Origin of the sequence: Cryobacterium luteum, from assembly GCF_900110125.1 — a bacterium.
Taxonomy (GTDB): Bacteria; Actinomycetota; Actinomycetes; order Actinomycetales; family Microbacteriaceae; genus Cryobacterium; species Cryobacterium luteum.
Genome location: NZ_FOCN01000001.1, coordinates 18,025 through 40,379 on the forward strand (window position 1 = coordinate 18,025; position 22,355 = coordinate 40,379).

Genomic DNA, 22,355 nt, shown 5'->3' on the forward strand with positions numbered 1-22,355 from the left:
CAGTGGGAGTGGTTGTCTGTGCTTCCGTTCGTGGGTGTGCACCCTGGGCAGGGCGCCCAGCCGTGAGTTTCGGGAGTCATCGACGCTTCGGGCCCACCTTATGGCCGTAGGCCCAGTTTCTAAACTGGGCCCCTGGACGGGGCCCGGGCCCCGTCCGTAAGTCAGGGTCAGAACAGGGTGGGGGCCAAGTCGGGCGGCAGCTCGGCGGCGATCAGCGATCCGGGCGCCTCCGCGGTCTGGGCCCACCTTATGGCCACGGGCCCAGTTTCTAAACTGGGCCCGTGGACGGGGCCCGGGCCCCGTCCAGAATTTGGGGCGGTACCGAGGGCCGGAGCGAGAGGTCGGGTGGCGGGCGCGGGCATCCGCTCTGGCGACGACGGCAGAGCACTCGAGCAGATGCCGCCGGTCGCGGGGTCGACGACGCCACGCTCGAGGCCGTGCGCGCGAATGAGCGGGCGAATGCGGGCGGCGAGCCAGGTGCGGTACTCCTTGGGGGCGTATTGTCCGCGGGCGTAGAGCTCCTGGTAGCGGCCGACGAGTTCGGGGTGCTCGCGATCAAGCCAGCGCAGGTACCAGTCCTTGACGGCGGGCTTGAGGTTGAGCCCCGAGTAGAGCACGCTCGTGGCGCCGGCCGCTTTGGCCTGCCGCAGGGCTTCGTCGAGGTGGGCGCGGGTGTCGGTGAGAAAGGGCAGAATCGGCATGAGAAAGATGCCGCAGTCGAGTCCGCGCTCGCGTACCGCGGTGACCGTGGCGAGGCGCGCCTTGGTGGTGGGAGTTCCGGGCTCGACCGACTGCTGCAGTTCGTCGTCGTAAATGGCGATGGACATGGCGAGGTCGACCGGAACGTGCTCACTCGCCTCGACCAGCAGGTCGAGATCGCGCCGCAGCAGGGTGCCCTTGGTGAGAATGGAAATGGGCGTGCCACTGTGGGCGAGCGCCGCGATGATGCCGGGCATGAGCCGGTAGCGTCCCTCGGCACGCTGATACGGGTCGGTGTTGGTGCCGAGCGCCACCGGATGCCGGCCCCAGGTGGGTTTGGCGAGTTCTTTTCGCAAGACCTCGGCCACATTGACCTTGACGATGATCTCGCTGTCGAAGTCCGTGCCGGCATCAAGGTCGAGGTACTGGTGCGTGGGCCGCGCGAAGCAGTAGGTGCAGGCGTGGGAGCAGCCGCGATAGGGATTGATCGTGTAGCCGAACGGCAGCGCGCTCTGCCCGGGCACATGGTTGAGCGCCGACTTACAGAGGATCTCGTGGAACGTGATTTTGGCGAACTCGGGCGTCTGAACGCTGCGCACGAGGTTGTTCAAGCGGGCAAGGCCCGGCAGCGCGCCGACCTGCTCGGTCTGTAGTTCTTGTCCGCTCCACCTCATGCATCAAGTCGAACACAAGTTCTAGTGATGTGCAAGTGTGCCCGGCAAAACCCGCACCCAAGCGGATGCCGCGGGCCGCGCGCGCGTCGCTCCCCCGCGTCGCGGCCTCGCGGCACGTGTTTGAGAGGTTGGCACTGGTTTGAACGCGGGCAGGCTTCCTAAACACGTGCCGTGAGGGCACAAGGGGTTCGCGACGCACCTTAGGGTTCGGGGCGCCCCGGGGGTAGGAGTGCCCCGAGCTTGTACAGGTGCCGCGAGCACGAACGACAGAGAACGGGCAGCGCGCGCAACCCGCGGAGCGGCATCCGTCGGCCACCGGGGGGATGACCAACGGATGCCGCGCCTCAGCGCACCAGCCCGGCCCGACCCCGGCGACGCCCGACAGTGAGCACCGCAGCGCCGAGCGCCAGCATCACGCCGGCCAGCAGGGTGAACGGCAGCGGGTCGATTCCGGTGCTGGCCAGGGCCTTCTTCGTAGCAGCGGTAGCCGCCACAGCCGGTGCCACCGGAGTGCCAGTACCGGTACCAGCGGGAGCGGGGTTGATCGTCACGTTCGCCCAGCCGATGATGACGCCGGCCGCGTTCGAGACCGCGATGCGGTGGGCCGTCGTGGTAAACGACGTGGGCACCTGCACCGTGATGGTTCCCGTCGACGAAGCGGTCTGCCAGGAGGTCCCGATCGGGATCGACATGAAGAACGCGTAGTACTGCTCGCCCGGCGTCAGCCCGCTGATCGTGACCGATTCACCCTGAATGAGAACAACGGAGTCGGGCACGATCACGTTCTTGATGACCTCGGTCAGGTCGACGTCGGCGGGATCCGCCGGCTTGGTGCGCACCGTTGCAGAATCGGCCGAGTGCGCGCTGCTGCCCACGGCATTCGTCGCCCGCACGGTGGCCGAGTAATCGGTGGCGGGGTCGAGGCCGGCGAACGTGGCGGTCGTGGTGGCGGCATCCGTTGTCTGTTCAGCGATCAGTACTTCGCCCTCCCAAACACTCACGGCGTATCCAGTGAGAGCCGACCCTCCGTTGGCTGCGGGAGCCGACCACGTGACGCTCGCCCCGGTCGCTGAAACCGTGGTGACGGTTGGCGCAGCGGGAGCGTCGGGGGTCGTCGCCGGAATGGTGACGGCCGTCGAGGGAGCGGATACCGATCCCGACCCAATCGCGTTGACGGCTGCGACGTCGGCCGTGTAGGCGATTCCCCGTGCGAGGCCGGTGAAGGTGACCGTGGTCGTCGCCGTGGACTTCGTGTCGACCAGCGTGCTGCCGGTGAACAGTCGCACGGTGTAGCCGGTCAGTGCTGCGCCGCCGTTACTCGGCGCCGTCCAGGTGACGCTCATCGTCGAAGCGGATGCCGCCGCCAGCGACGGCGCAGCGCCCGCGTCGGGCACGGTGGCCTTCGTCGTGGCCGCGGCCGAGCGATCGGAGATGGGCCCCGCGCCGACGGCGTTCACAGCGAAGACCTCGGCCGTGTAGGCCGTCGCCCGGGTGAGGCCGGTGAAGGTAAACGACAGGTCGCCGGTTTCTACGGTGCTCACCAGGGTCGAGCCCTGGAACAGCTTCACGGTGTAACCCGTGACCGCGCTGCCGCCGTCGTCGGCCGGAGCCGACCAGCTTGCCGCGATCTCGGTGGCCGAGGCGGCCGTGAGGGCCAGCGCATCGGGTAGGCCGGGGATCGTCGTGGAAGTTGACACGGCAGTCGAGCGATCCGAGACCGCATCGCCACCGATCGCGTTCACGGCGATGACTGCGGCCGTGTAGGCCGTGGCCCGGGTGAGGCCGGAGAAGGTGACGGTGAGAGCATCCGTTGTGGCGGTCTTGACCAGTTCAGCGCCCTGATAGAGGTTCACCCGGTAACCGGTGATCGAGGATCCGCCGTCGTCGACGGGGGCCGACCATGCCACGGCGATCGCGGTGGCCGAGGACGCCGTGATCGTCGGAGCGTCGGGAACGCCCGGCACCGCCAGCGCAATGGTGAGCGCCTCCGAGACAGCGGATGCTGCTCCCGAACCGATGGTGCTGGCCGCCGAGACGTCAGCGGTGTAGGCGATGCCGCGGGTGAGACCGGCGAAGGTGACCGCGGTTTGGTCGGTGGTCTTCGTCTCGACCAGCGTGCTGCCGTTGAACAGTCGCACGGTGTTACCGGTGATCGCCGCTCCGCCGTTGTGCGGCGCGGTCCAGCTGACCGTGATCTCCGAAACGGATGCCCGCACCAGCGTCGGCGCAGCCGGCGCGTCGGGCACGGTGGCCGGCGTCGTCACCTCAGCCGAGCGCTCGGAGGCAGGGCCGTCGCCGACCGCGTTGGTCGCGAAGACCTCGAAGGTGTACGTGGTGGCCCGGGTGAGGCCGGTGAAGGTTAAGCCGCTGTCGATCGCTCGTGCGGTCTGCGTGTCAACCAGGTCGGGGCCCTGATACAGCTTAAGCGTGTAGCCGGTGATCGGCGTTCCGCCGTTATCGGGCGCCGCCCAGGCCACGGCAATCTGAGTGGAGGACGTGGCTCCAGCGCTTACCTGGCCGGGACGTGCGGGCACCGTCGCTGGAGTAGAGACCGCCGCTGAACGCTCGGAGGCCCAACCGCTGCCGATAGCGTTCTCGGCGCTGACCTCGGCGGTGTACGCCGTGGCCTTGGCCAGATCGGTGAAGGTTACGGTGAGGGCATCCGTTGTAGTCGTGCGTACCAGGTCGGAACCGCGGTAGAGGTTCACCGCGTAGCGGGTGATCGCTGTCCCGCCATTGTCCGGCGCCGTCCACGCCACAGCGATTTCGGTGGCCGAAAGAGCAGCCTCGGTCGGCGCAGCCGGGATGCCGGGGATCGTCACCGGAATGGTGAGCGAACCGGAGACAGCGGATGCTGCTGCCGCTCCGACACTGTTCGACGCCGAGACATCAGCCGTGTAGGCGATTCCCCTCGTCAAGCCGGCGAAGGTGACCGTGGTCGCCGTCGGGGTCTTCGTCTCGACCAACTCGCTGCCATTGAACAGCCGCACGGTGTAGCCGGTGATGTCGGAACCGCCATTGTTCGGCGGCGTCCAGGCGGCGCTGATCGTCGAAGCGGATGCGGACGCCAGCGTCGGCGGGCCCGCCGGGTCGGGCACGGTGGCCTTCGTCTTCACCGGTTCAGAGCGCTGAGTGACAGGACTGCTGCCTACCGCGTTCGTCGCCATGACCTCGACCGTGTAGGCCGTGGCACGGGTGAGGCCTTCAAAGGTGAGGCTGAGGGCATCCGTTGTCTCGGTCTGAACCAGGTCGACGCCCTGGTATAGGTTCACGACATATCCGGTCACGGCGGTACCGCCGTCATCGGTCGGCGCGACCCAAGTTGCCGTGACGTGGGTGCTGTCGACGGAGGTGAGAGCGGGAGTGGCCGGGGCGTTCGGCACGGTGAAGGCCACCGTGCTGAGCGTGGCCCGGTCGGATTCCGCGCTCGCACCCTCGCTGTTGGTCGCGGTGACGGTGACCTCGTAGGCGGTGCCGTCGGTGAGGCCGCCGATCGGAGAGGTGAGCACCACGCCGGTAGGAATGGTGCGCACCAGGGTGGCACCGTCGTAAACGTTGATGGTGTAGCCGGTGATGGCAGCTCCGTTGCTCGCCGGAGCGGTCCAGGAGACCGTGCCGCCGGTGTAATTCTGGTCGGTGATCGTCGGCAGGGCCGGCGCGTCCGGGGCGGTGATCGGGGCCAGAACGGTCAGGGCCGCCGGTTCAGAGGTGCGGGTGTCGCCGTTCTGGGTGAACACGGCGCGGTAGTTCACCGCGGGGTCGCCGTAGGCCGGTGCTGTGACGTTGAGGGTCGTCGAGGTTTGCCAGAACAGGTCAGACCAGTCACCGTTTGCGTCGCTCTGCCACTGAATGCTCGGCAGCGGGGTACCGGAGGCGTACGCGGTGAACGTGGCGCTGTTGCCACTCTCGGTTGACCGGTCGATCGGCTGCTGAGTGACCGTGAAGTCGTTGCTCAGCGTTTGTTCGGGCTCAAGGGCCGCTTCGTTTTCGGCGAGCGGTTGAACGTCGGTGAAGGGCACGGTCTGCGTCTGGCCGGCTTCGACGGTGATGACGTCGGCGTCTTCGAGAGTGGATTTGCCGTTATACCAGGTGGTTTTGTGATTTTGGTCGTAGACGTAGAGCACGTACCGGCCCGGTTCGACAGGGGGCATGGTGAAGCTGCCGTCGGAGCCGGTGTAGGTTTCGATGCCGAGCAGTTGACCACCGGCAACCCGTGCACCCAACATGCGCGCGGCGGGCTGCGATGGTGCGGTGGCGAGGCCGACGCGCGCATTGGGGAGCGGCTGACCGTCGCTGCCGGTGATCGTGCCCACGATTCCACCACCGAGCGTGAGTTGGGCGTCGATGTCGGTGACGGGTTCGATGCCGACCTCGACGGGAGTGGACTGGGCACCGGTGGCGGAGTTATCAAACCACTGGGTGACGTACTGGCCCTGGTTATTGGCGTAGCGCACGTAGTAGCTGCCCGGAAGCAGCGGCTGCGAGGTGAAATATCCGTTGGCATCCGTGGAGGTCTGGTTGTACCACGACCAATTTTGCTGGTCGGTCGAGATATAGACGTTGACGAATGACAAGGGCACACCGTTGTTCGCGGCCGTGACAGTTCCCGAGATGACGCTTCCCGCCACCAGTTGCACGTCGGCGTTGGTCAGCCCCTCGGCAGGCACATCGATGGAGACGCTCTGCCGAACGTAGGTGTTGGTGCTGACGGTGATTTGATGCGTACCCGGGGCACTGAGCGTTGCCTCGTAGTGTCCGTTGGCATCGGTGCTCGCGCTGTAACCGGACCACCCGGAAACCGATGCGTTGGCAACCGGAGCGCCGGTGGCGGCATCCGTTATAGTGCCTGAGATAGCGATGCCGGGTTGCAAGGCCACGTTGATGTCGCTTGTGGCGACACCGTCGACGACCGTGACCGGTGTGGCCGAGGCTTGGTCAGCGGCGCCTAGATACCACTGCGTGTGAAACGAGCTTGACGGAGAGTTGTTGTTGTTGTAGCTGTAGCCTTCGAATTGCAGCAGGTAGTCGCCAGCCGGCAGGTCGGTGAATGCGTAGCTTCCGTCTGGGCCGGGATAGGCGTAGTAGCTGCGGTAGTTTTCGCCGGCCGGGTAGGCGTAAACGGTGCCGTTCGTGACGGGGCTGCCGTCGACAGCGGATGTCACGGTGCCGCTGATCGAGACACCCGGCGCGAAGTCGATGTTCTCGTTCCATTCACCGGCGGTCACCGTGATCAGCGTGCCGGTTTCGAAGGAGGCGCCGTTCTGCCACCAGGACGAGGTGCCGGAGCTCTGAAGTTGAACCTTGTATTCGCCAGCGGGTATCCCCGACATGCTCCAGGTGCGCTGATTGGTTCCACTGGTGGAATTGGCGTAGACACTTGCTACCGACTGGTTGTCAGTGTTGGAGAGGTACACATAGGCAGAATTGGAGTTCGTCAGCCCGGTGATCGTGCCGCGAAGGCCGCCACCCTTCGTGAGAGCGACGTCCGCACTGTTGTACTCGGCATTCGCCTTGAGATCGATGGCAGTCGCATCCGCTATTTTGCCCGAGGGACCGAACCATCGCTCCGCGAAAAATGTGTCTTTCGTCGCGATTTTGATCATGTAATTGTTCGGGGTGAGCCCCTCGAAGGCATACACCCCGGTGTCGTCGAGGGTCACGGTCCTCATCGAGTTGACGGTGTCGTTAGCCCGGTAGAGCGTTGCAACAGTGCCGGCCACCGATGTAGCGGCCGTCACGGTTCCGGAGATGGTGCCACCGACGACGCCGAAGTCGGCGGTGAAGGTCTCGCCGTCGGCGACGACGATGGTTTCGGCGTCGGCGAGCGTGTACACGCCGTTGTAGTACTGGCTGATCGAGTTGCCCTCGAGAACGCGGGCCTTGTAGCTACCGGGCTCGAGTGTGACGTAATACGAGCCGTTATAGGCAGAGGCGCTCGCAACGAATTTGCCATCAAGCGACAGAATTTCGACTTGTTGATAAGAATTCGACGAACTCGCCACGGTTCCCGAAATCGTCGCGGCCGAGATCGACCCGTTGATGCCGACCAGATCGGTGGAATCTCCGCCGGGCACGGTGAGAACGGTCGCTTCGGCCAGGGTCTCACCGCCGTAATACTGGGTGACACTGCCGACGCTGAACTTGACGGTGTATTTGCCCGCAGCGAGGTCGGGGATGGTGTACCGGGAATCGTCACTGTTCCACGACCCGTACTTGCTGACCGTTCCATCCACTGATTCAGCCACAACCGTGACGTAGGCATCGAGACTGGGAGCAATGTGTACCGTGCCGCTGATGCTGTAGCCGCGCTCAATCGTGGCGTCGACGTTCTCGTATGCATGGGCGGTGCCGGCGGTGAACGCCAAGCGAGTCGCGTCATCGAAGGTCGCTGCGTTGTCGTAGTACTTGCTGATGCCGTCCCCTGACCGCGGGGTGAATTGCACGACGTACTCTCCAGCAACCACATTGCCGATGACGTATTTACCATTTTCGTCCGTGGAGACGTAGGAATAACCGCCATTCGACGCTGCGGGCCGGGCACTGACGCTCACATTTCTCAAGGGAATGCCGTCAGCATCGCGCACCGTGCCGCTGATGGTGTGATCGCTGTACCTAAGCGCGCCGTTAATGCCCGAAAATGTGTCGCCGACCTGGACAGTGACGGCCTCGGCCTCAGCCTTGGTACCGACGTTGCCGTTGCTGTTCCACCACAGTTCGGTGGTGGGACCGTAGGAGTTCGCGAGCTGAACGTGGTACGTGCCCGGGGCTACAGCGAGATCCCAGTCGGTCGTTGTTCCCTGCTTGAGCTCGACGGAAACCGAGCTGGTGCCCGAGCCGTTCGTAGAACCCGATACCGGTACGGCCATGACATAGGTGCTGAGCAGGGCGGTGAGATCTGCGGGCGGGGTCAGCGTGCCGCTAATCGTGCCACCGCGCACGACCTTGGTGTCGCCGAGCGGGTAGTTTTCCCCGATCGAGACAGTCATGCTCCCGACATACGTAGACACGTAGCCGAGCGCATTGTTGGTGGTCTCGACGTAATACCAGTTCTCAGACGTGACCGAAAATGTGAACGTGCCGGCGCTGTCGGTGGTGGCCGTCTGCCAGAATTCAGTATTATCGTTGCCGGTGTCCGGCCGGAGGTCAACGGCCAGCCCCGCAAGCGGCTCCGACGTGACGGAGTCAATCAGGCGACCGGAGACGGTCGCGGTGCCCTCGGCCAGAGCAGCTTCCATGCCGCGGGCGGCGGGGCTCGGGGCTTCGGTGGGCTCGGCGGCTTCGGTGGGCTCGGCGGTCGGCTCGACCGTCGGGGCCGTGGTTGGAGCGGTGGATGGGGCCGTGGTTGGAGCGGTGGACGGGGCGGCACTCGGGTCGGTCGTCGACTCGCCTGTCGGCTCGGCAGCGTCCGTGGACGCGCCCGCGGGGGCATCCGTGGTGTCGGGAGCGGGGGCATCCGTCACAACCGAGTCGACCGTGGTGATCGTGTCGGCGGGCGCCTCGGTGGCGGAGGCTGAACCTACCGCGGCGAAGCCGAGTCCGAAGAGGAGTGCAATCGTCGTGCTGAGGGCAACGGCCCTCGAACGCGCGCCACGAATTGACCGATGTTTAACCACGAAAATCCCCCGATAAGCACCTACAAGTCATAGATGTTTCCAAGGGTTCACTCTGGTGCACCGAGAGACCCGCGGATCAGCCCCAGTAGTGAGGGCACCCGAACGGGCGCTCGGCCGGTGTCGCGTGATGCCGCGGCGCGCTTCGCACCTGCGCGGCGCCCAGCGCCTGTGGGGGCCGCGGTGCGGCATCCGCTCGCGAGCGTTTCGCAGTACTGTGCCGGCATGTGCGACGACTGGCAACACAAGCATGACCCAGCTGCGACGCAGCGACCCGACGCGGCCGAGCTACTCCCGGCGAGGCTCCGGCCGGGGGTTCAGCTACCGCGACCCGGCGGGCGAGAAAGTCACCGAGAAGGAGTTGCGTGAGCGGTTCGCGGCGCTCGCGATTCCGCTGGCGTGGACCGACGTGTGGATCTGCCCACACCCGAACGGTCATATCCAGGCGATCGGACTCGATGCCACCGGGCGCCGCCCGGCGCGACGGCAACTTTAAGTGAATGTCACCCGTTCGGGGTATAACTTGAATGTCGCCCGACAGGGCGTCGTTGTGACCGTCGAGAAAGGTATGCCCGTGACCCACGATTCTGATCCCGTCGAACCGCCGCTCGATATTCCGGAGCCACCGAGCACACCGAGCAATCCCGAACAACTCGTGGGGCCGGACGGCCCCGACGGGCCGGAAGCGGAACACGCCGGCTCGGCCGAGACACCCGGCGGTTCTGGCGATGAAGGCACCGAACCGCCTGTTCCCGTCGCGAGCGAGAGCACCGGCCCCGACGGACCTGCACCGAGCGCCGACGGATCGATAGCCGGAGAAGCCGCCGCCGCGACCCCGGTCGAACCGCACGGCGATGCCAAACCCGACAGCGAACCCGGCACGGCCGCCGATCCGAACGCCGACGCCGAACGCGAAGAAGACCCCACCCTCGCTGAACCCACCGCCTAACCACAAGGAGCCCCCATGAAAGGAAAATTTCTGTTCCTCGCCGGCACCGCGACCGGCTTCGTGCTCGGATCCAAAGCCGGCCGTCAGGCTTACGACCGACTCAGCGCCAAGGCGCACGAGTTGTGGGGCGACCCCACCACCCAGAAGGTCATCTCACAGGCCGAGACCATCGCGCGCGACGCGGCATCCGTAGCGCAGACCAAGGTGAGTGATCTGCTCGACCGCACCGAGGCATCCGTCGAGAAAGAAGAACGTAAGGCAACCCCCTCAGCGGATGACGGCAGTCACGAAATCTAGACCCGCTGCGGCGCAGACACCCCGGCTGGTACGCCGGGCCGGGGTGTCCGCGCCCGACTAGTCCGTTCGGCGCAAGGCGAGCGGTTGGATCGACCGCGTAGCCGGCCGCTTCGCGGGAGCGCCCCGCACCAGAAAGCTGGCCTGAGCCCGGTCGAACGAGGAGTAGAACCACCTCGTTGTGAGAATGCCGAGCTTGGTCACCTCGTAGGCGTCCCCGCTTTGCTGGATGACCCCGAGGAGGGCGGCCGGGTCGCCATCAAGAATTTGCGGATCTCGCACCAACCATTCGGTCGGGGTGAGCTGGAGAATGCCGAGCTGCGATACGCGCAGGTTTTCCGCATCCGAAACGCCATTGTTCGGGTTCACTTGCCGCCTCCGGGCCGGTTGGGCCTTAAGTAGACATCCGCTGGCCACCCGATTCAAGGGGTTGACAGCACCCTCCTACCCAATTCCCACGACGCTCCAAGGTGCCCGCCCCGCCCCGCGAGAGTTAACACCCGGCCACCCCGCTCGGTGCGCATAACTCCTGCAATTCGTTCTGGGCGCGCCGGCCGACCCGCGGAATCACGCGGAAGCTCACTTCGCGGCGCGCAGATTGCAGGAGTTATGCCCCGCGCAAGCCGACCGTACCCCGCCCACGGGGGCTAATTCAGGAAAACCAGCATCCGAACGGGCCGGAGAAGCCCAACGCCGGGCGGCCGAAGCCCACCTGCCGCAGATTTCCTGAATTCGCCACCAGGCGCTTGAACCTAGTTGCTGAGGTGCAGTACCTCAGCGGTCGCGGCGAGTGACGCGGCGGCCGCGGCGGGATCGTCGGAAAGTCTGGTGCCGTAGCTCGGGATCATCTGGCGGATCCGCGGCTTCCAACCCTCAATGCGGTCGGGGAAGCAGCGGGCCAGGAGATCCACCATGATCGGCGCGGCCGTCGAGGCTCCCGGCGAGGCGCCGAGCAGACCGGCGATCGATCCGTCACTGGAGGTGATGACCTCGGTACCGAACTGCAGCACTCCGCCGAGCTTGGCGTCTTTCTTCATGACCTGCACGCGCTGGCCGGCCGTGATGAGTTCCCAGTCCTCAGAGACCGCGGCGGGAATGAACTCGCGCAGGGCTTTGAGCTTGGCCGCCCTCGACGCGAACACCTCGCCGATCAGGTATTTCATGAGGTCAAAGTTGTGGCGGGCCACGGCGAGCATCGGCCCGAGGTTGTGCGTACGAATGGAGAACGGCAGGTCAAACCAGGTGCTGGTCTTCAAGAATTTGGGGCTGAACCCGGCATACGGGCCGAAGAGCAGCGACATTTCGCCGTCGACGACGCGGGTGTCCAGGTGCGGTACCGACATGGGCGGAGCGCCCTTGGCCGCCTTGCCGTACACCTTGGCCTGGTGTTGAGCGACGAGCTTCGGGTTGGTGGTGCGCAAAAATTGGCCGCTGATCGGGAAGCCACCGAAACCCTTGATTTCGGGGATCCCGCTCTGCTGCAGCAGCGCGAGGGCGCCACCGCCGGCGCCGACGAAGACGAAGCGGGCGTCGATGGTACTGCGGGTCTGTCCGACCTGGCGCAGAAGCTTGAGATTCCAGGTGCCGTCCGCTTTGTGCTTGAGGCCGACGACCTGCTCGTTCATGTGCATCGTGACCCCCTGATTCTCGAGGTTTTCGAACAGCAGACGGGTGAGGGCGCCGAAGTCCACGTCGGTGCCGCTCACGATGCGGGTGGCGGCGATCTTCTGGCCGGCCGCACGCTTGCGGGTGAGCAGCGGGGTCCAGGTACCGATCTTTTCGACGTTGTCGCTGAACTCCATACCGGCGAACAGCGGCTGGGTCGCCAGAACGGCGTGACGCTTGCGCAGGTACTCCACGTTGGCTTTGCCGTGCACGAAGGTCATGTGCGGGGTGGAGTTGATGAACTTGTTCGGCTCCGGCAGGGCCCCACTCGTAACGAGGTGCGCCCACAGCTGCCGGCTGATCTGGAACTGCTCGTTGATGACGACGGCTTTGTCGGCGGTGACCGAACCGTCTGCGGCCTGCGGCATGTAGTTGAGCTCGCACAATCCGGCGTGGCCGGTGCCAGCGTTGTTCCACGGGTTCGAGCTCTCCTGGGCCAGTTCACCGAGGCGCTCATACACCTCGATCCGCCAATCGGGCTGCAGCTCCTTCAAGAGCGTGCCGAGGGTGGCACTCATGATGCCGCCACCAATGAGGACTACGTCAACGGTTCCCTGAGAATTCACACCTTCGAGTGTATCGCTGCGAGTGGATGCGCCCGACCGCACCCGGGCCTGCACTCGCCTGTCGCCCGCTCCCCGGAGTAGGGGATACTTAGGTCATGGGGCCAGAACGTACCGATCGTCGCATCGCCGTTGTCATCGAGGATGACGCTGACATTCGCAGCCTGCTGGAGGCCGTGCTGACCCAGGCCGGGTTTGACGTCGTCGCCACGAGCAACGGCCTTGACGGCCTCGCTGCGGTGCGCGCCTACGATCCGGTCGTGACCACTCTCGACGTGAGCATGCCCGGCATCGACGGCTTCGAAACCGCCAAGCGCATTCGGGCTTTCAGCCCCACCTACCTCGTGATGCTCACCGCCCGCGACGACGAGATCGACACCCTGCAGGGCCTCGAAGCCGGCGCCGACGACTACCTGACCAAGCCGTTTCGACCGCGCGAACTGCGCGCGCGCATCGAAGCTATGCTGCGACGTCCCCGTCACTCCCTCACAGCGGATGCCGCCATCCCGTCGGCGCCGCTGGCTGTGCCGGCCGCGTCCTCCACGGCAATGACCAGCGCGAGCGCCGTCACCGGTCCCCCGAGCCTTGATGCGGCGGCCGAACGGCGCGTCGCCGCGCCGATCAGCCCTTTCGTGCGCACCGCTTCTGATGGGGCGGTTGCGACCCCCCTCGCCACGATGTCGTCACCGGCATTTCGACCGACTCCCGTGGCTTCCGCTCCGACTTTCGTGCCGGCCGTCGACGCCGCCCGTGCGGTACTCGATCCTGCACCGCACGAAATGGGCGATTCGAACACAACGACCTGCGACTGAACCCGTCGGAGCGCCTGATGCAACTCGCCGCGACCAGCGATCAGCCGTAAATCTGCTGCGCCGCCAAATAATCAGGATGCGAGCGGCGCGAGCTGCACGGCGATGTCGTTGCCGCCGCGCACCGTGACGGTGCCGATGGCGGTGTTCACCGCGTCACCGAGCGCGGTCAGGCTGTAGCCGTGGTCGAAGGTGTCGGCGATGCCGAAACTCGCCGTCAGCCGAATCAGGGAGGCCTCCGTCATCGGCTCCTCGACGAGCGCGGTCTGGATGCGCTCCGCGAGTGCGCGGGCTTCAGCCGCCGAGTCTGCTGCAGCGAGAACCAAGAACCGTCCGCTGGCCCGATGTCCGATGATCGAGAGCACCGGGGCGCTCTCACGCAGTTTCGCGGCAAACCGGGCGATCGCCTCATCGCCGGCGACCCGGCCGAAGGCGGTATTGATCTCCGGAAGGTTATCGATGTCGGCCCCGATCAGGGCGAGTCCGACCCGCGCGGTGTGCGCACGGTCCAGATGGTCCGTGGCCGCCTGCACGAACGCTGCCGCTGACAACACCCCGGCCGCCGAGTGGATGCCGTCGGTCAGGTCTCCGACGGCGCTCGTCGTCCCCTGTTCGGCACGGAGGACCGAAGCGGCTATGGTCACGACCACGACGAGACACAGGCCGAGAGCGGCCATATTGGCCGTGTTGAAGTAGGTCAGGAACATTTCCCCGGTAACGCCGTCGACCGTGAAGACGATGGCACGCACCAGGGCGGTCAGCGCCGCGACCCACAGGGCGACCGCCAGGATGCGACCGCTCAGGTTGCGACGCAACCGCCCGCGCACGGCTTCGAGCGCGCCGAGCGCCAGCATCACCGCGAGGCCGATCCACATTTCGGCAGCGCCAGCCCAACGACCGGCCGATTCGCCGTGCAGCAGCGTTGCGGCCAGCACAGCCACACTGATCGTGGCGATCACCCAGGAGCCGCGGCGGCGCCGGTTGTAACGGCGAAGTCCCAGCCAGACCGCGCCGACGGCGATGGTCAGGGCCACGTTGGCCACGACGATGGCCCACCAGATAAGCTGCCCGGTCACGGAGGCGCCGTGCGCGACGGTCACCGTCATGGCAGCGATAAAGGCCATGCTCCAGATACGGCCGACGGCATCGTTGCGGTTGAACGCGGTGTTCAGTACGAACGACACCCCGCACAGGGCGACGACCACACCGTTGAGCAGGAGCAGGGTCAGAGTGTCCAGGTGCATGCGCCTATTCCTTGATGGCCGTTCATGAGGTGCGCGGAAGCGTCGCGATGGCGGTGGTGCCCTTGCCGGGAGCCGATTCGAGTCTGAGGTCTCCCCCATGCTGGCGGCAGATGTCCCGGCTGATGTTTAAACCGAGGCCCGTTCCGTGAATGCTCGAGCCGCGCACCGAGTCGGCCCGGTAGAACCGGTCGAACAGGTGCACTTGCTCGCCGGGCGTCATACCGCGACCGGTATCAGCCACGCGCAGCTCGACCTCGGTGCGGGAATCGAGCAGCGTCACCTCAATCCGGCCCGAGGCGATGTTGTACTTGATCGCGTTGGAGAACAGATTGTCGACGACCTGGCGCAGGCGGAGGGCATCCGCTTGCAGGCGCAGGGTCGGCATCGCCGTAAGAACGAACGTGATACCCCGTTCGGCCGCGACCGGCCGGAGTGATTCGATCGCGTCGGTGACGATCACCGACAGGTCGCACGGAGCCAGGGTGATGGCGAGCTCGTGTTTGGTCGCGGCCGCGGTGCTGAGCAGGTCGGCGACCAGCGCCAGCAACCGGTCGGAGTTTTTGGACGCGACCTGGAGCATGCGCCGGGTCGACGGGTCGAGGGTGTCGTCATCGAGGGCCAGCTCCAGATACCCCATGATCGAGGTGAGCGGGGTGCGCAATTCGTGCGAAACGGATGCGACCAGGTCGTCCCGCGCCTTGACCGCGCGCAGTTCGGCGGTGACGTCCCGGGCAACCATGACGCCGCCGTCGTAGTTGTCGTTTTCGTCGAGGATGGGCCGGGCGGAGATGAGCACGGCGGCCTTCCGTTGGCCCTGCTCCCCCACCCAGATGGTCGTGTGGTCGACCGTTTCGCCGCGCATTGCGCGCTGGAACGGCCGATCTGCTTCGGCATACGGCGTCACCTGGTCTTCGTGATAGACGACGGTGGGGGAGAGCTCGCCGTCTTTCACTCCAAAGCGGGCGAACATCTCCCGCTGGGCGCGGTTGATGAAGTTCGGTTTGGCCTCACGGCTGAACCCGACGACGCCGAAGTCGACGGTGTTGAAGATCTCGTCGAGGGTGCGTTCCTCACGGCGGGAACGGCGCAGGGCTCCCTCGAACAGAACCGATTGTTGGGTGAGCAGCACCCGCTGCGCCGCTGCACGCTTGGTGGTGGTGTAGGTCGTGGTAGCGACAAAGGCCAGCACGATGGGCACGATGGCCAGTCGCGGAATCTCATTGCCCGTCGCCGGCTCTGCGCCCAGCAGCCCGCCGGTCCAGAGCAGCACCGACGTGAGCACCACCCCGCCGATAGCACCGCGGCCGCCGAAGTGCGCCGACAGCCAGATGATGGGGAAAACGAGCAGAATCGTCGTACCGAGCAACGGCTCACCCTCGCGCACGATCACCAGCCCGACCAGGTCGACGATCGGCAGCACGACGATCCACTTCTTGTCGAGGTGACGCCAGGGCACTCCCGCCGCAGCTGCGGTGGTGACGAGGATGATGAGGATGCCGGCCAGAAACAGCTGGTTGGTGAGGAGCTGTGGATCAAGCAGCCCCGAAACGGCCACCAGCAAAAGGGTCGCTGCCCCGACCAACAGCTGGGAGAGAAAGACGGAACGTTCCACCCGGTAGCGGTGGGCTCGGTCGGGTCGCGGGCGGCGCTGCATCACTGAGGCGGCACCGTGACAGTCTGCGTCGGCAGCACGGCCTTGGCCCCGAATTCATCGAGCCGGTCAATGGTCTCGGCGAACCCCTGCGGCACACCGAAGTGGAACCCCTGGGCGCTGCGAATGCCGAGCCGGGCCAGGTGCTCGGCCATCGCTTCGTTCTCCACGCCCTCAACGATCATCGAATACTCAAGCTTGTCGCCGAAACTCTGCAGCGCCGTGAGTACCTCGCGCTGGCGGATATCGTCGAGGTCATCGACGAGGCTGCGGTCGATCTTGAGAATGTCCATCGGCACGCGCACGAGCGAATCGACCGAGGAATCTTCCGAGCCGTAGTCGTCGAGGGCGATGAGAATTCCCAGGTCGCGCAGCCGGTCGGCCTGCTCACGAATCTGCGTCGATACCCGCGCAACCGAACGCTCATTGAGCTCGAGGCAGAGCGAGATCTCGGGGTACCGCGTGTTCAAATCTTCCACGAACCGGCCGAGCCGTTCCGGTGCCAGCTGGCCGGCTTCGACGTTGATGGTCATGCAGACGATGCCCGGTTCAGCCAGCCGAAACTCCGCAGCGGCGGCCAGGGCGGTCTCGGCAATCTGCCGGGTCAGCTGGTCGAACCGACCCAGGCTCTTCGCCTTTTCGATCAGCGACGGCGGTGAGATCGAACCGAGTTCCGGGTGCACATAGCGCAGCAGCGCCTCGAAGGCCCAGATGCGGCCGGTGACCAGGCTGACGATCGGCTGATACGCCAGCGGCAGCTGGTTCTCGTCGATGGCTTCGGCGACCGTGTCATTGAACTGCGAGGAGCGATGACCAGACACGTTGATGCTCGACTGGCAGTCGCCCCGACGTCGGTTTTTCTTGACCAGCAGCATGCTGTGGTCGGCGTCGTGAACGAGGGAGGCGACATCCGTTTCAACCAGAGCGGAGTAGGCGAGGCCGATACTGAGGCTGGGCGTGACGGTGACGGCACCGACGACGAGCGGTGTGACGCAGGCGTCCAGCATCGTTTCGGCAATGATTTTCGCTTCGGCGAGTGTGGCCAGGCGGGTCAGGATGATGACGAATTCGTCGCCGCCGACCCGCGCGACGACGTCGTGCGGACGCACCGACTGGCGCAGGCGCTGGCCGAGGACCCGCAGCACTTCGTCACCGGTCTGGTGCCCGTGGGTATCGTTGAGCCGTTTGAAACCGTCGAGGTCCACGAACAGCACGGCGATGCTTTCGGCGTCGCTGCGGGTGGTGTTGATGGTATCGAGGGCCTCCTGGAAGGCACCGTAGTTGGGCAGGCCGGTGAGCGAGTCGGTGTTGGCCTTGGCCGTGAGCCCGGCCACATTCTGCCGGGCCTGCACGGCCAGTTCCGCGGTGGCCGCGAGGGCCTGCAACGCCCGCCGGTCGAGGGAGGAGAAGGCGCCGTCCATCGGGTCACGGCGGGCTACGAGAAATTGCCGCACGCCGGGCGTGAGCGTGACCGGCACCCCGATGGCCCCGGGTTCGGCGGGGCCGGCCTGCACGGCGATGGACTGCACGCCGACGGCCGTGGCTGCCGCCGTGCACAGTGCCTCGCTGAGTGCATCGCCGACGCTGTCCACACTTCGCATGGTGCTCAGCATGCTGCTGCCGACGACGAGGCCGCTCAGCCGACGCCGCATGTCCCAGACGGAGCGCAGAACGATGAGCACCAGCGCCACCCCGACACTGCCCAGCAGCGTGCCGACGGCGGTTTCGATCGGGACGCGGCCGACTCCCGGTGTGGGCAGGCCGACCACGGCCCAGTGCGCCGAGAACACGGTCAACGCCGCGACACCGCCCAGCAAGGCGCTCAGCCGCACGGCGGAGATAAGCGGCTGGCGGCCCCGCTCAGCGGGAGCGTTGATCAGGCGCAGGCGCAGAACTTCGAGCCCCAGCACCAACAGCACATACCCGACGGATGCCGCGGCGACGGCTGGCAGCGTGGCCACCCCCATCCCGGTCAGCAGCCCATCGATGAGGAAATAGACCATGCAGCCGAGGCCCGCGAGGCCAGCGCTGTAGACGGAGACGCCGATGCGGCGGGATTCCAGGAGCAGGGCAACCAGAATACCGAGCATGAGCACGCCGATGATGGCCTGCGCCGGCAGCACCGGGGCCAACGCCGGAACGGCAAGAACCGGCACGCTGATGGCCGGGGTGCGATGGGGCACACTACCGACGCGAATCCAGGCTATTTCGAGGGCGGCCACGCAGACGGCGCCGAAGAGCGCAACGACGATTCTGGTGGCCGGCTCAGCGAGAACAATGGCGAAGGCACCGGGAATGAACACCAGCCCCAGGGCCGTGAACACGCCAAAGGCGACGCGCTGCAGCACGCCCGACACCCCAATTCGGCTCACACAGTCAGAGCCTACGCGAGTTGACCTCGGATGAGGACGCGCGGGTGGGATTTGGTGGGGTTGGTCGGGGCCGTCGGTGCCGGGCGCACCTTGTGAAAGCGGGGCCATGAACTATCGTGCTCCCGCTTTCCGGGCCCGGGCCCGGGAAGATGGGGTCACGGTGTGGCCGTGCTCGTGGCCCGCGTCCGAGCTCAGGGGCCCACCGAATTTGGGACGGGGCCCGGGCCCCGTCCGCCAGAGCGAGCGGGGAAAGCCCCAGCAGCAGGCGGGCTCAACTCAGGCGACGACTCGCGCGGCGGCGATGAGTTCGGCGATCTGTACGGCGTTCAGCGCGGCCCCCTTGCGCAGATTGTCATTGCTGATGAAGAGGGCGAGGCCGCGGCCATCCGCTACGCCTTCGTCCTGCCGGATGCGACCGACAAAGCTGGCGTCCTGTCCGGCCGCCTGCAGGGGTGTCGGAATGTCAGTCAGTTCAACGCCGGGGGCGGTTTTTAGCAGTTCCTGGGCGCGGGCGACGCTGATCGGCTTGGCGAACTCCACGTTGATCGACAGGGAATGGCCGGTGAAGACGGGCACGCGCACGCAGGTTCCGCTGACCAGCAGCTCGGGCAGGCCGAGAATCTTGCGGCTCTCGTTGCGCAACTTCTTCTCTTCGTCGGTTTCGAACTGGCCGTCGTCGACGATGCTGCCGGCGAGCGGGATCACATCGAACGCGATCGGACGGGCGTAGATGGTGGGCTCCGGCAGGGTTACGGCGCTGCCGTCGTGCACGAGCTGGAACAGGTTCTCATCCTGCGCTGCGACGCGCACCTGGCTGGCCAGTTCGAATGCGCCGGCCAGACCGCTGCCGGAGACCGCCTGGTAGGTGCTGACGATGAGCCGCTTCAGGCCAGCCTCATCGTGCAGCACCTTGAGCACGGGCATCGCGGCCATGGTGGTGCAGTTCGGATTGGCGATGATGCCCTTCACGGCCTGCTTGATGGCTTCAGGGTTGACCTCGCTGACGACGAGGGGAACGTCCGGGTCCATGCGCCAGCCGCTCGAGTTGTCGACGACGAGCACACCGGCCGCGGCGAAACGGGGCGCCTGCGCCTTGGAGAGGGTGGCGCCGGCCGAGAAGATGGCCACGTCCAGCCCGGTCGGGTCGGCAACGGAGGCATCTTCGACCGTGATCTGCTCGCCCTTGAAATCGAGGGTGGTACCGGCCGACCGAGCCGAAGCGAAGAAGCGGATGCTGTTGACCGGAAAATCGCGCTCCTCCAGCAGGCGACGCACCACGGCGCCAACTTGTCCGGTGGCTCCGACGACGCCGATGTTGATGCCGGGGGTGCTGGCTGAGGTGGTCACGTGTGTTTCCTAACGTCGTTGGGGCTGTCTCCCGTGGCTAATTCAGGAAACGTCAGCGATTCTGCCGATATTTCCTGCCCAGAGCGGATGCCGGGGCTCGTTTTCCTGAATTCGCCACCGAGAGTCGGCGTGGTGCGGTGTTGCGGATAGTTGGAGGGAGCTGATTTTCCCGGTGGCTAATTCAGGAAAAGTCGGCAGGTGGGCGAGCGTTTCGGCCCCAGAGCGGATGTTCGGGTTTGATTTCCTGAATTAGCCCCCGGGAGGAGCGGGTGACGTCGTGCGGGGGTGGGGGCATCCGCTTGGCGAGGTGTGAGTTTGCGGCCGTTGCGGGCCGCGAACGAGTCGAAACTCACACCTCGGCGACGGGTTAGCGGCCGGAGCCGCCGTGCACGACTGCTTCGATCTCGCCGTCGAGCCCGAACGCGGTGTGCACCACGCGCAGGGCCTCATTGATGGTGTCGGCGCGGGTGACGACCGAGATGCGGATCTCGCTCGTGGAGATCATCTCGATGTTGATGCCGGCCTCGTACAGCGCCTCGAACAGTTTGGCTGAGACGCCGGTGTTGGTGCGCATGCCACCGCCGACCAGGGCGAGCTTGGCGATTTGGTCGTCGTACTGCAGGCTTTTGAAGCCGATGAGTTCCTTCTCGTTGGTCAGGGCGGTGAGCACCTGCTGGCCCTCGGACTTGGGCAGCGTGAAGGAGATGTCGGTGAGCCCGGTCGAAGCGGCCGAGACGTTCTGCACGATCATGTCGACGTTGGCGTTGGTGCGCGCGACGATCTTGAAGATGAGCGCGGCCTTGCCGGGAATGTCGGGAACACCAACGACGGTGACCTTGGCCTCACTCAGGTCGGCGGCGATTCCGGCGATGATTGGTTCTTCCACAATTTCTCCATTTTCTCGCGCGGTCGCGGCGTTGTACACGATGGTGCCGGTGTTGTTGTTGAACGAGGAGCGCACGTGCAGCGTGACCCCGTGGCGGCGGGCATATTCCACAGCGCGAATATACAGAACTTTGGCCCCGGCAGCGGCCAGTTCGAGCATTTCTTCGCTCGTGACGCGCTCGAGTTTGCGGGCGCGGGGCACGACGCGCGGATCCGCGGTGAAGACGCCATCGACATCCGTGTAGATTTCGCAGATGTCGGCGCCGAGCGCGGCGGCGAGGGCTACGGCCGTGGTGTCGGAGCCACCGCGGCCGAGGGTGGTGATGTCCTTCGTGTCGCGGTTGAAGCCCTGGAACCCGGCGACGATGGCAACGGCGCCCTCGTCGAGGGCCGAGCGGATGCGCCCCGGCGTGACGTCGACGATGCGCGCGGAGCCGTGGCGGGCATCCGTGATCATGCCGGCCTGGCTGCCGGTGAAGGAGCGGGCGTCGTAGCCGAGGCTCTTGATGGCCATCGCGAGCAACGCCATGGAGATGCGTTCGCCCGCGGTGAGCAGCATATCGAGTTCGCGCGGGGCGGGCAGCGGGGTGACCTGGTGGGCGAGGTCGAGCAGTTCGTCGGTGCTGTCGCCCATTGCCGAAACGGCGACGACGACCTCGTTGCCGGCCTTGCGGGTATCGACGATGCGCTTGGCGACCCGCTTGATGCTTTCGGCATCGGCGACGGATGACCCGCCGAACTTCTGCACAATCAAGCTCATGTGACTCCTGAGATGGGGGTGCGCGGGCCTGTCGTTCGGGCTCGCGTCCAAGTTCCCATCCTAAATGCTGGTGCTCGGGGGTGGGTGCCATGTGACGCTGCGCGGCGGTGGCCACCTGCGGGCCCGGGCCCAGCAGGCCGGACCTGCGCGGCCGGGCCCACCTTCGGGAACCAGGCCCATGATCTATCGTGGGCCCAGTTTCCGGGCCCGGGCCCGGAAAGGGGTGAAGGCTAGTGGATGACCTCGCGGCGACCCTCGAAGGCGCGGCCGAGGGTGACCTCGTCGGCGTACTCGAGGTCGCCACCGACGGGGAGCCCGGAAGCGAGGCGGGTGACCTTGATTTCGAGGGTCGTCAGCAGGCGGGAGAGGTAGGTGGCCGTGGCCTCCCCCTCCAGGTTCGGGTCGGTCGCGATAATGACCTCCTGCACGGTGTTGTCGGCGAGGCGCTGCATCAGCTGGCGGATACGCAGGTCGTCGGGGCCGACACCGTCGATTGGGCTGATGGCTCCGCCGAGCACGTGATAGAGCCCCTTGAACTCGCGGGTGCGCTCGATCGCAACGACGTCCTTGGCCTCTTCGACCACGCAGATCGACGTGGGATCGCGGCGCGGGTCCCGGCAGATCAGACAGGTCGGCTGCTCGGAGACATTGCCGCAGATATCGCAGAACCGCACCTTGTCACGCACCTCGAGCAGCACGTTGGCGAGCCGGGTCACGTCGAATTTCTCGGTCTGCAGAATGTGAAACGCGATGCGCTGGGCCGACTTCGGGCCAATTCCGGGAAGCTGGCCGAGCTCGTCGATCAGTTCCTGAACGATGCCTTCATACATGGG

General features: G+C 66.0%; 14 protein-coding genes. 4 read left to right on the forward strand and 10 right to left on the reverse strand.

The features are described from left to right. Positions 1-167: 167 nt before the first annotated feature. Both BMW72_RS00090 and BMW72_RS00095 read right to left on the reverse strand, forming a co-directional pair. The gene (locus BMW72_RS00090; RefSeq protein ID WP_092106041.1) at positions 168-1,373 is read right to left on the reverse strand and encodes an Rv2578c family radical SAM protein; all 1,206 of its coding nucleotides are present in this window, start codon (positions 1,371-1,373) and stop codon (positions 168-170) included. 344 nt (positions 1,374-1,717) lie between these two features. Next, positions 1,718-8,986, reverse strand: a complete 7,269-nt coding sequence (locus BMW72_RS00095) for a fibronectin type III domain-containing protein (RefSeq protein WP_134450397.1) — start codon at positions 8,984-8,986, stop codon at positions 1,718-1,720. Positions 8,987-9,233: 247 nt separating this feature from the next. Here BMW72_RS00095 and BMW72_RS00105 point away from each other — a divergent pair, with 247 nt between their 5' ends. The 3 genes from BMW72_RS00105 to BMW72_RS00115 all read left to right on the forward strand — a co-directional run bounded on the left by BMW72_RS00105 (position 9,234) and on the right by BMW72_RS00115 (position 10,229). Beyond that, positions 9,234-9,479: a hypothetical protein gene (locus BMW72_RS00105; RefSeq protein WP_092106045.1), complete on the forward strand. Its 246-nt coding sequence runs from the start codon at positions 9,234-9,236 to the stop codon at positions 9,477-9,479. Between the two features lie 78 nt (positions 9,480-9,557). Further along, on the forward strand, positions 9,558-9,932 hold the full coding sequence (locus BMW72_RS00110) for a hypothetical protein (RefSeq protein WP_134450398.1): 375 nt from the start codon (positions 9,558-9,560) through the stop codon (positions 9,930-9,932). A 15-nt stretch (positions 9,933-9,947) separates the two neighbouring features. Beyond that, positions 9,948-10,229 carry a hypothetical protein gene (locus BMW72_RS00115; RefSeq protein ID WP_092106049.1) on the forward strand — a complete coding sequence of 94 codons (282 nt, stop codon included), beginning with the start codon at positions 9,948-9,950 and terminating at the stop codon, positions 10,227-10,229. 57 nt (positions 10,230-10,286) lie between these two features. Here BMW72_RS00115 and BMW72_RS00120 read toward each other — a convergent pair whose 3' ends face one another. After that, entirely contained in the window at positions 10,287-10,595 is a 309-nt protein-coding gene (locus BMW72_RS00120; RefSeq protein WP_092106051.1) for a hypothetical protein, read from the reverse strand. Positions 10,596-10,978: 383 nt separating this feature from the next. After that, a complete protein-coding gene (locus BMW72_RS00125) occupies positions 10,979-12,457 on the reverse strand; it encodes a malate:quinone oxidoreductase (RefSeq protein WP_092106053.1) in 1,479 nt (492 codons plus the stop codon). Positions 12,458-12,552: 95 nt separating this feature from the next. Between BMW72_RS00125 and BMW72_RS19445 the strand changes: the two genes are divergently transcribed. Then, complete coding sequence (locus tag BMW72_RS19445) at positions 12,553-13,266, forward strand: response regulator transcription factor (protein ID WP_092106055.1); 714 nt, start codon at positions 12,553-12,555, stop codon at positions 13,264-13,266. Positions 13,267-13,337: 71 nt separating this feature from the next. Here BMW72_RS19445 and BMW72_RS00135 read toward each other — a convergent pair whose 3' ends face one another. From BMW72_RS00135 to recR, 6 genes are all read right to left on the reverse strand, one after another. Continuing rightward, positions 13,338-14,507 carry a GGDEF domain-containing protein gene (locus BMW72_RS00135; RefSeq protein ID WP_166787753.1) on the reverse strand — a complete coding sequence of 390 codons (1,170 nt, stop codon included), beginning with the start codon at positions 14,505-14,507 and terminating at the stop codon, positions 13,338-13,340. A 22-nt stretch (positions 14,508-14,529) separates the two neighbouring features. After that, entirely contained in the window at positions 14,530-16,161 is a 1,632-nt protein-coding gene (locus BMW72_RS00140) for a sensor histidine kinase (protein WP_092106059.1), read from the reverse strand. Then, positions 16,161-18,530 (reverse strand): putative bifunctional diguanylate cyclase/phosphodiesterase, encoded by a 2,370-nt coding sequence (locus tag BMW72_RS00145; protein WP_166787754.1) that lies wholly within the window; start codon positions 18,528-18,530, stop codon positions 16,161-16,163. Before BMW72_RS00145 ends, BMW72_RS00140 begins: the two co-directional genes overlap by 1 nt. 276 nt (positions 18,531-18,806) lie before the next feature. After that, on the reverse strand, positions 18,807-19,877 hold the full coding sequence (locus tag BMW72_RS00150; RefSeq protein ID WP_092106064.1) for an aspartate-semialdehyde dehydrogenase: 1,071 nt from the start codon (positions 19,875-19,877) through the stop codon (positions 18,807-18,809). A gap of 367 nt (positions 19,878-20,244) precedes the next feature. Beyond that, positions 20,245-21,522, reverse strand: a complete 1,278-nt coding sequence (locus BMW72_RS00155; protein WP_092106066.1) for an aspartate kinase — start codon at positions 21,520-21,522, stop codon at positions 20,245-20,247. 230 nt (positions 21,523-21,752) lie between these two features. Then, entirely contained in the window at positions 21,753-22,352 is a 600-nt protein-coding gene (recR, locus tag BMW72_RS00160) for a recombination mediator RecR (protein WP_092106068.1), read from the reverse strand. Positions 22,353-22,355 lie beyond the last annotated feature (3 nt).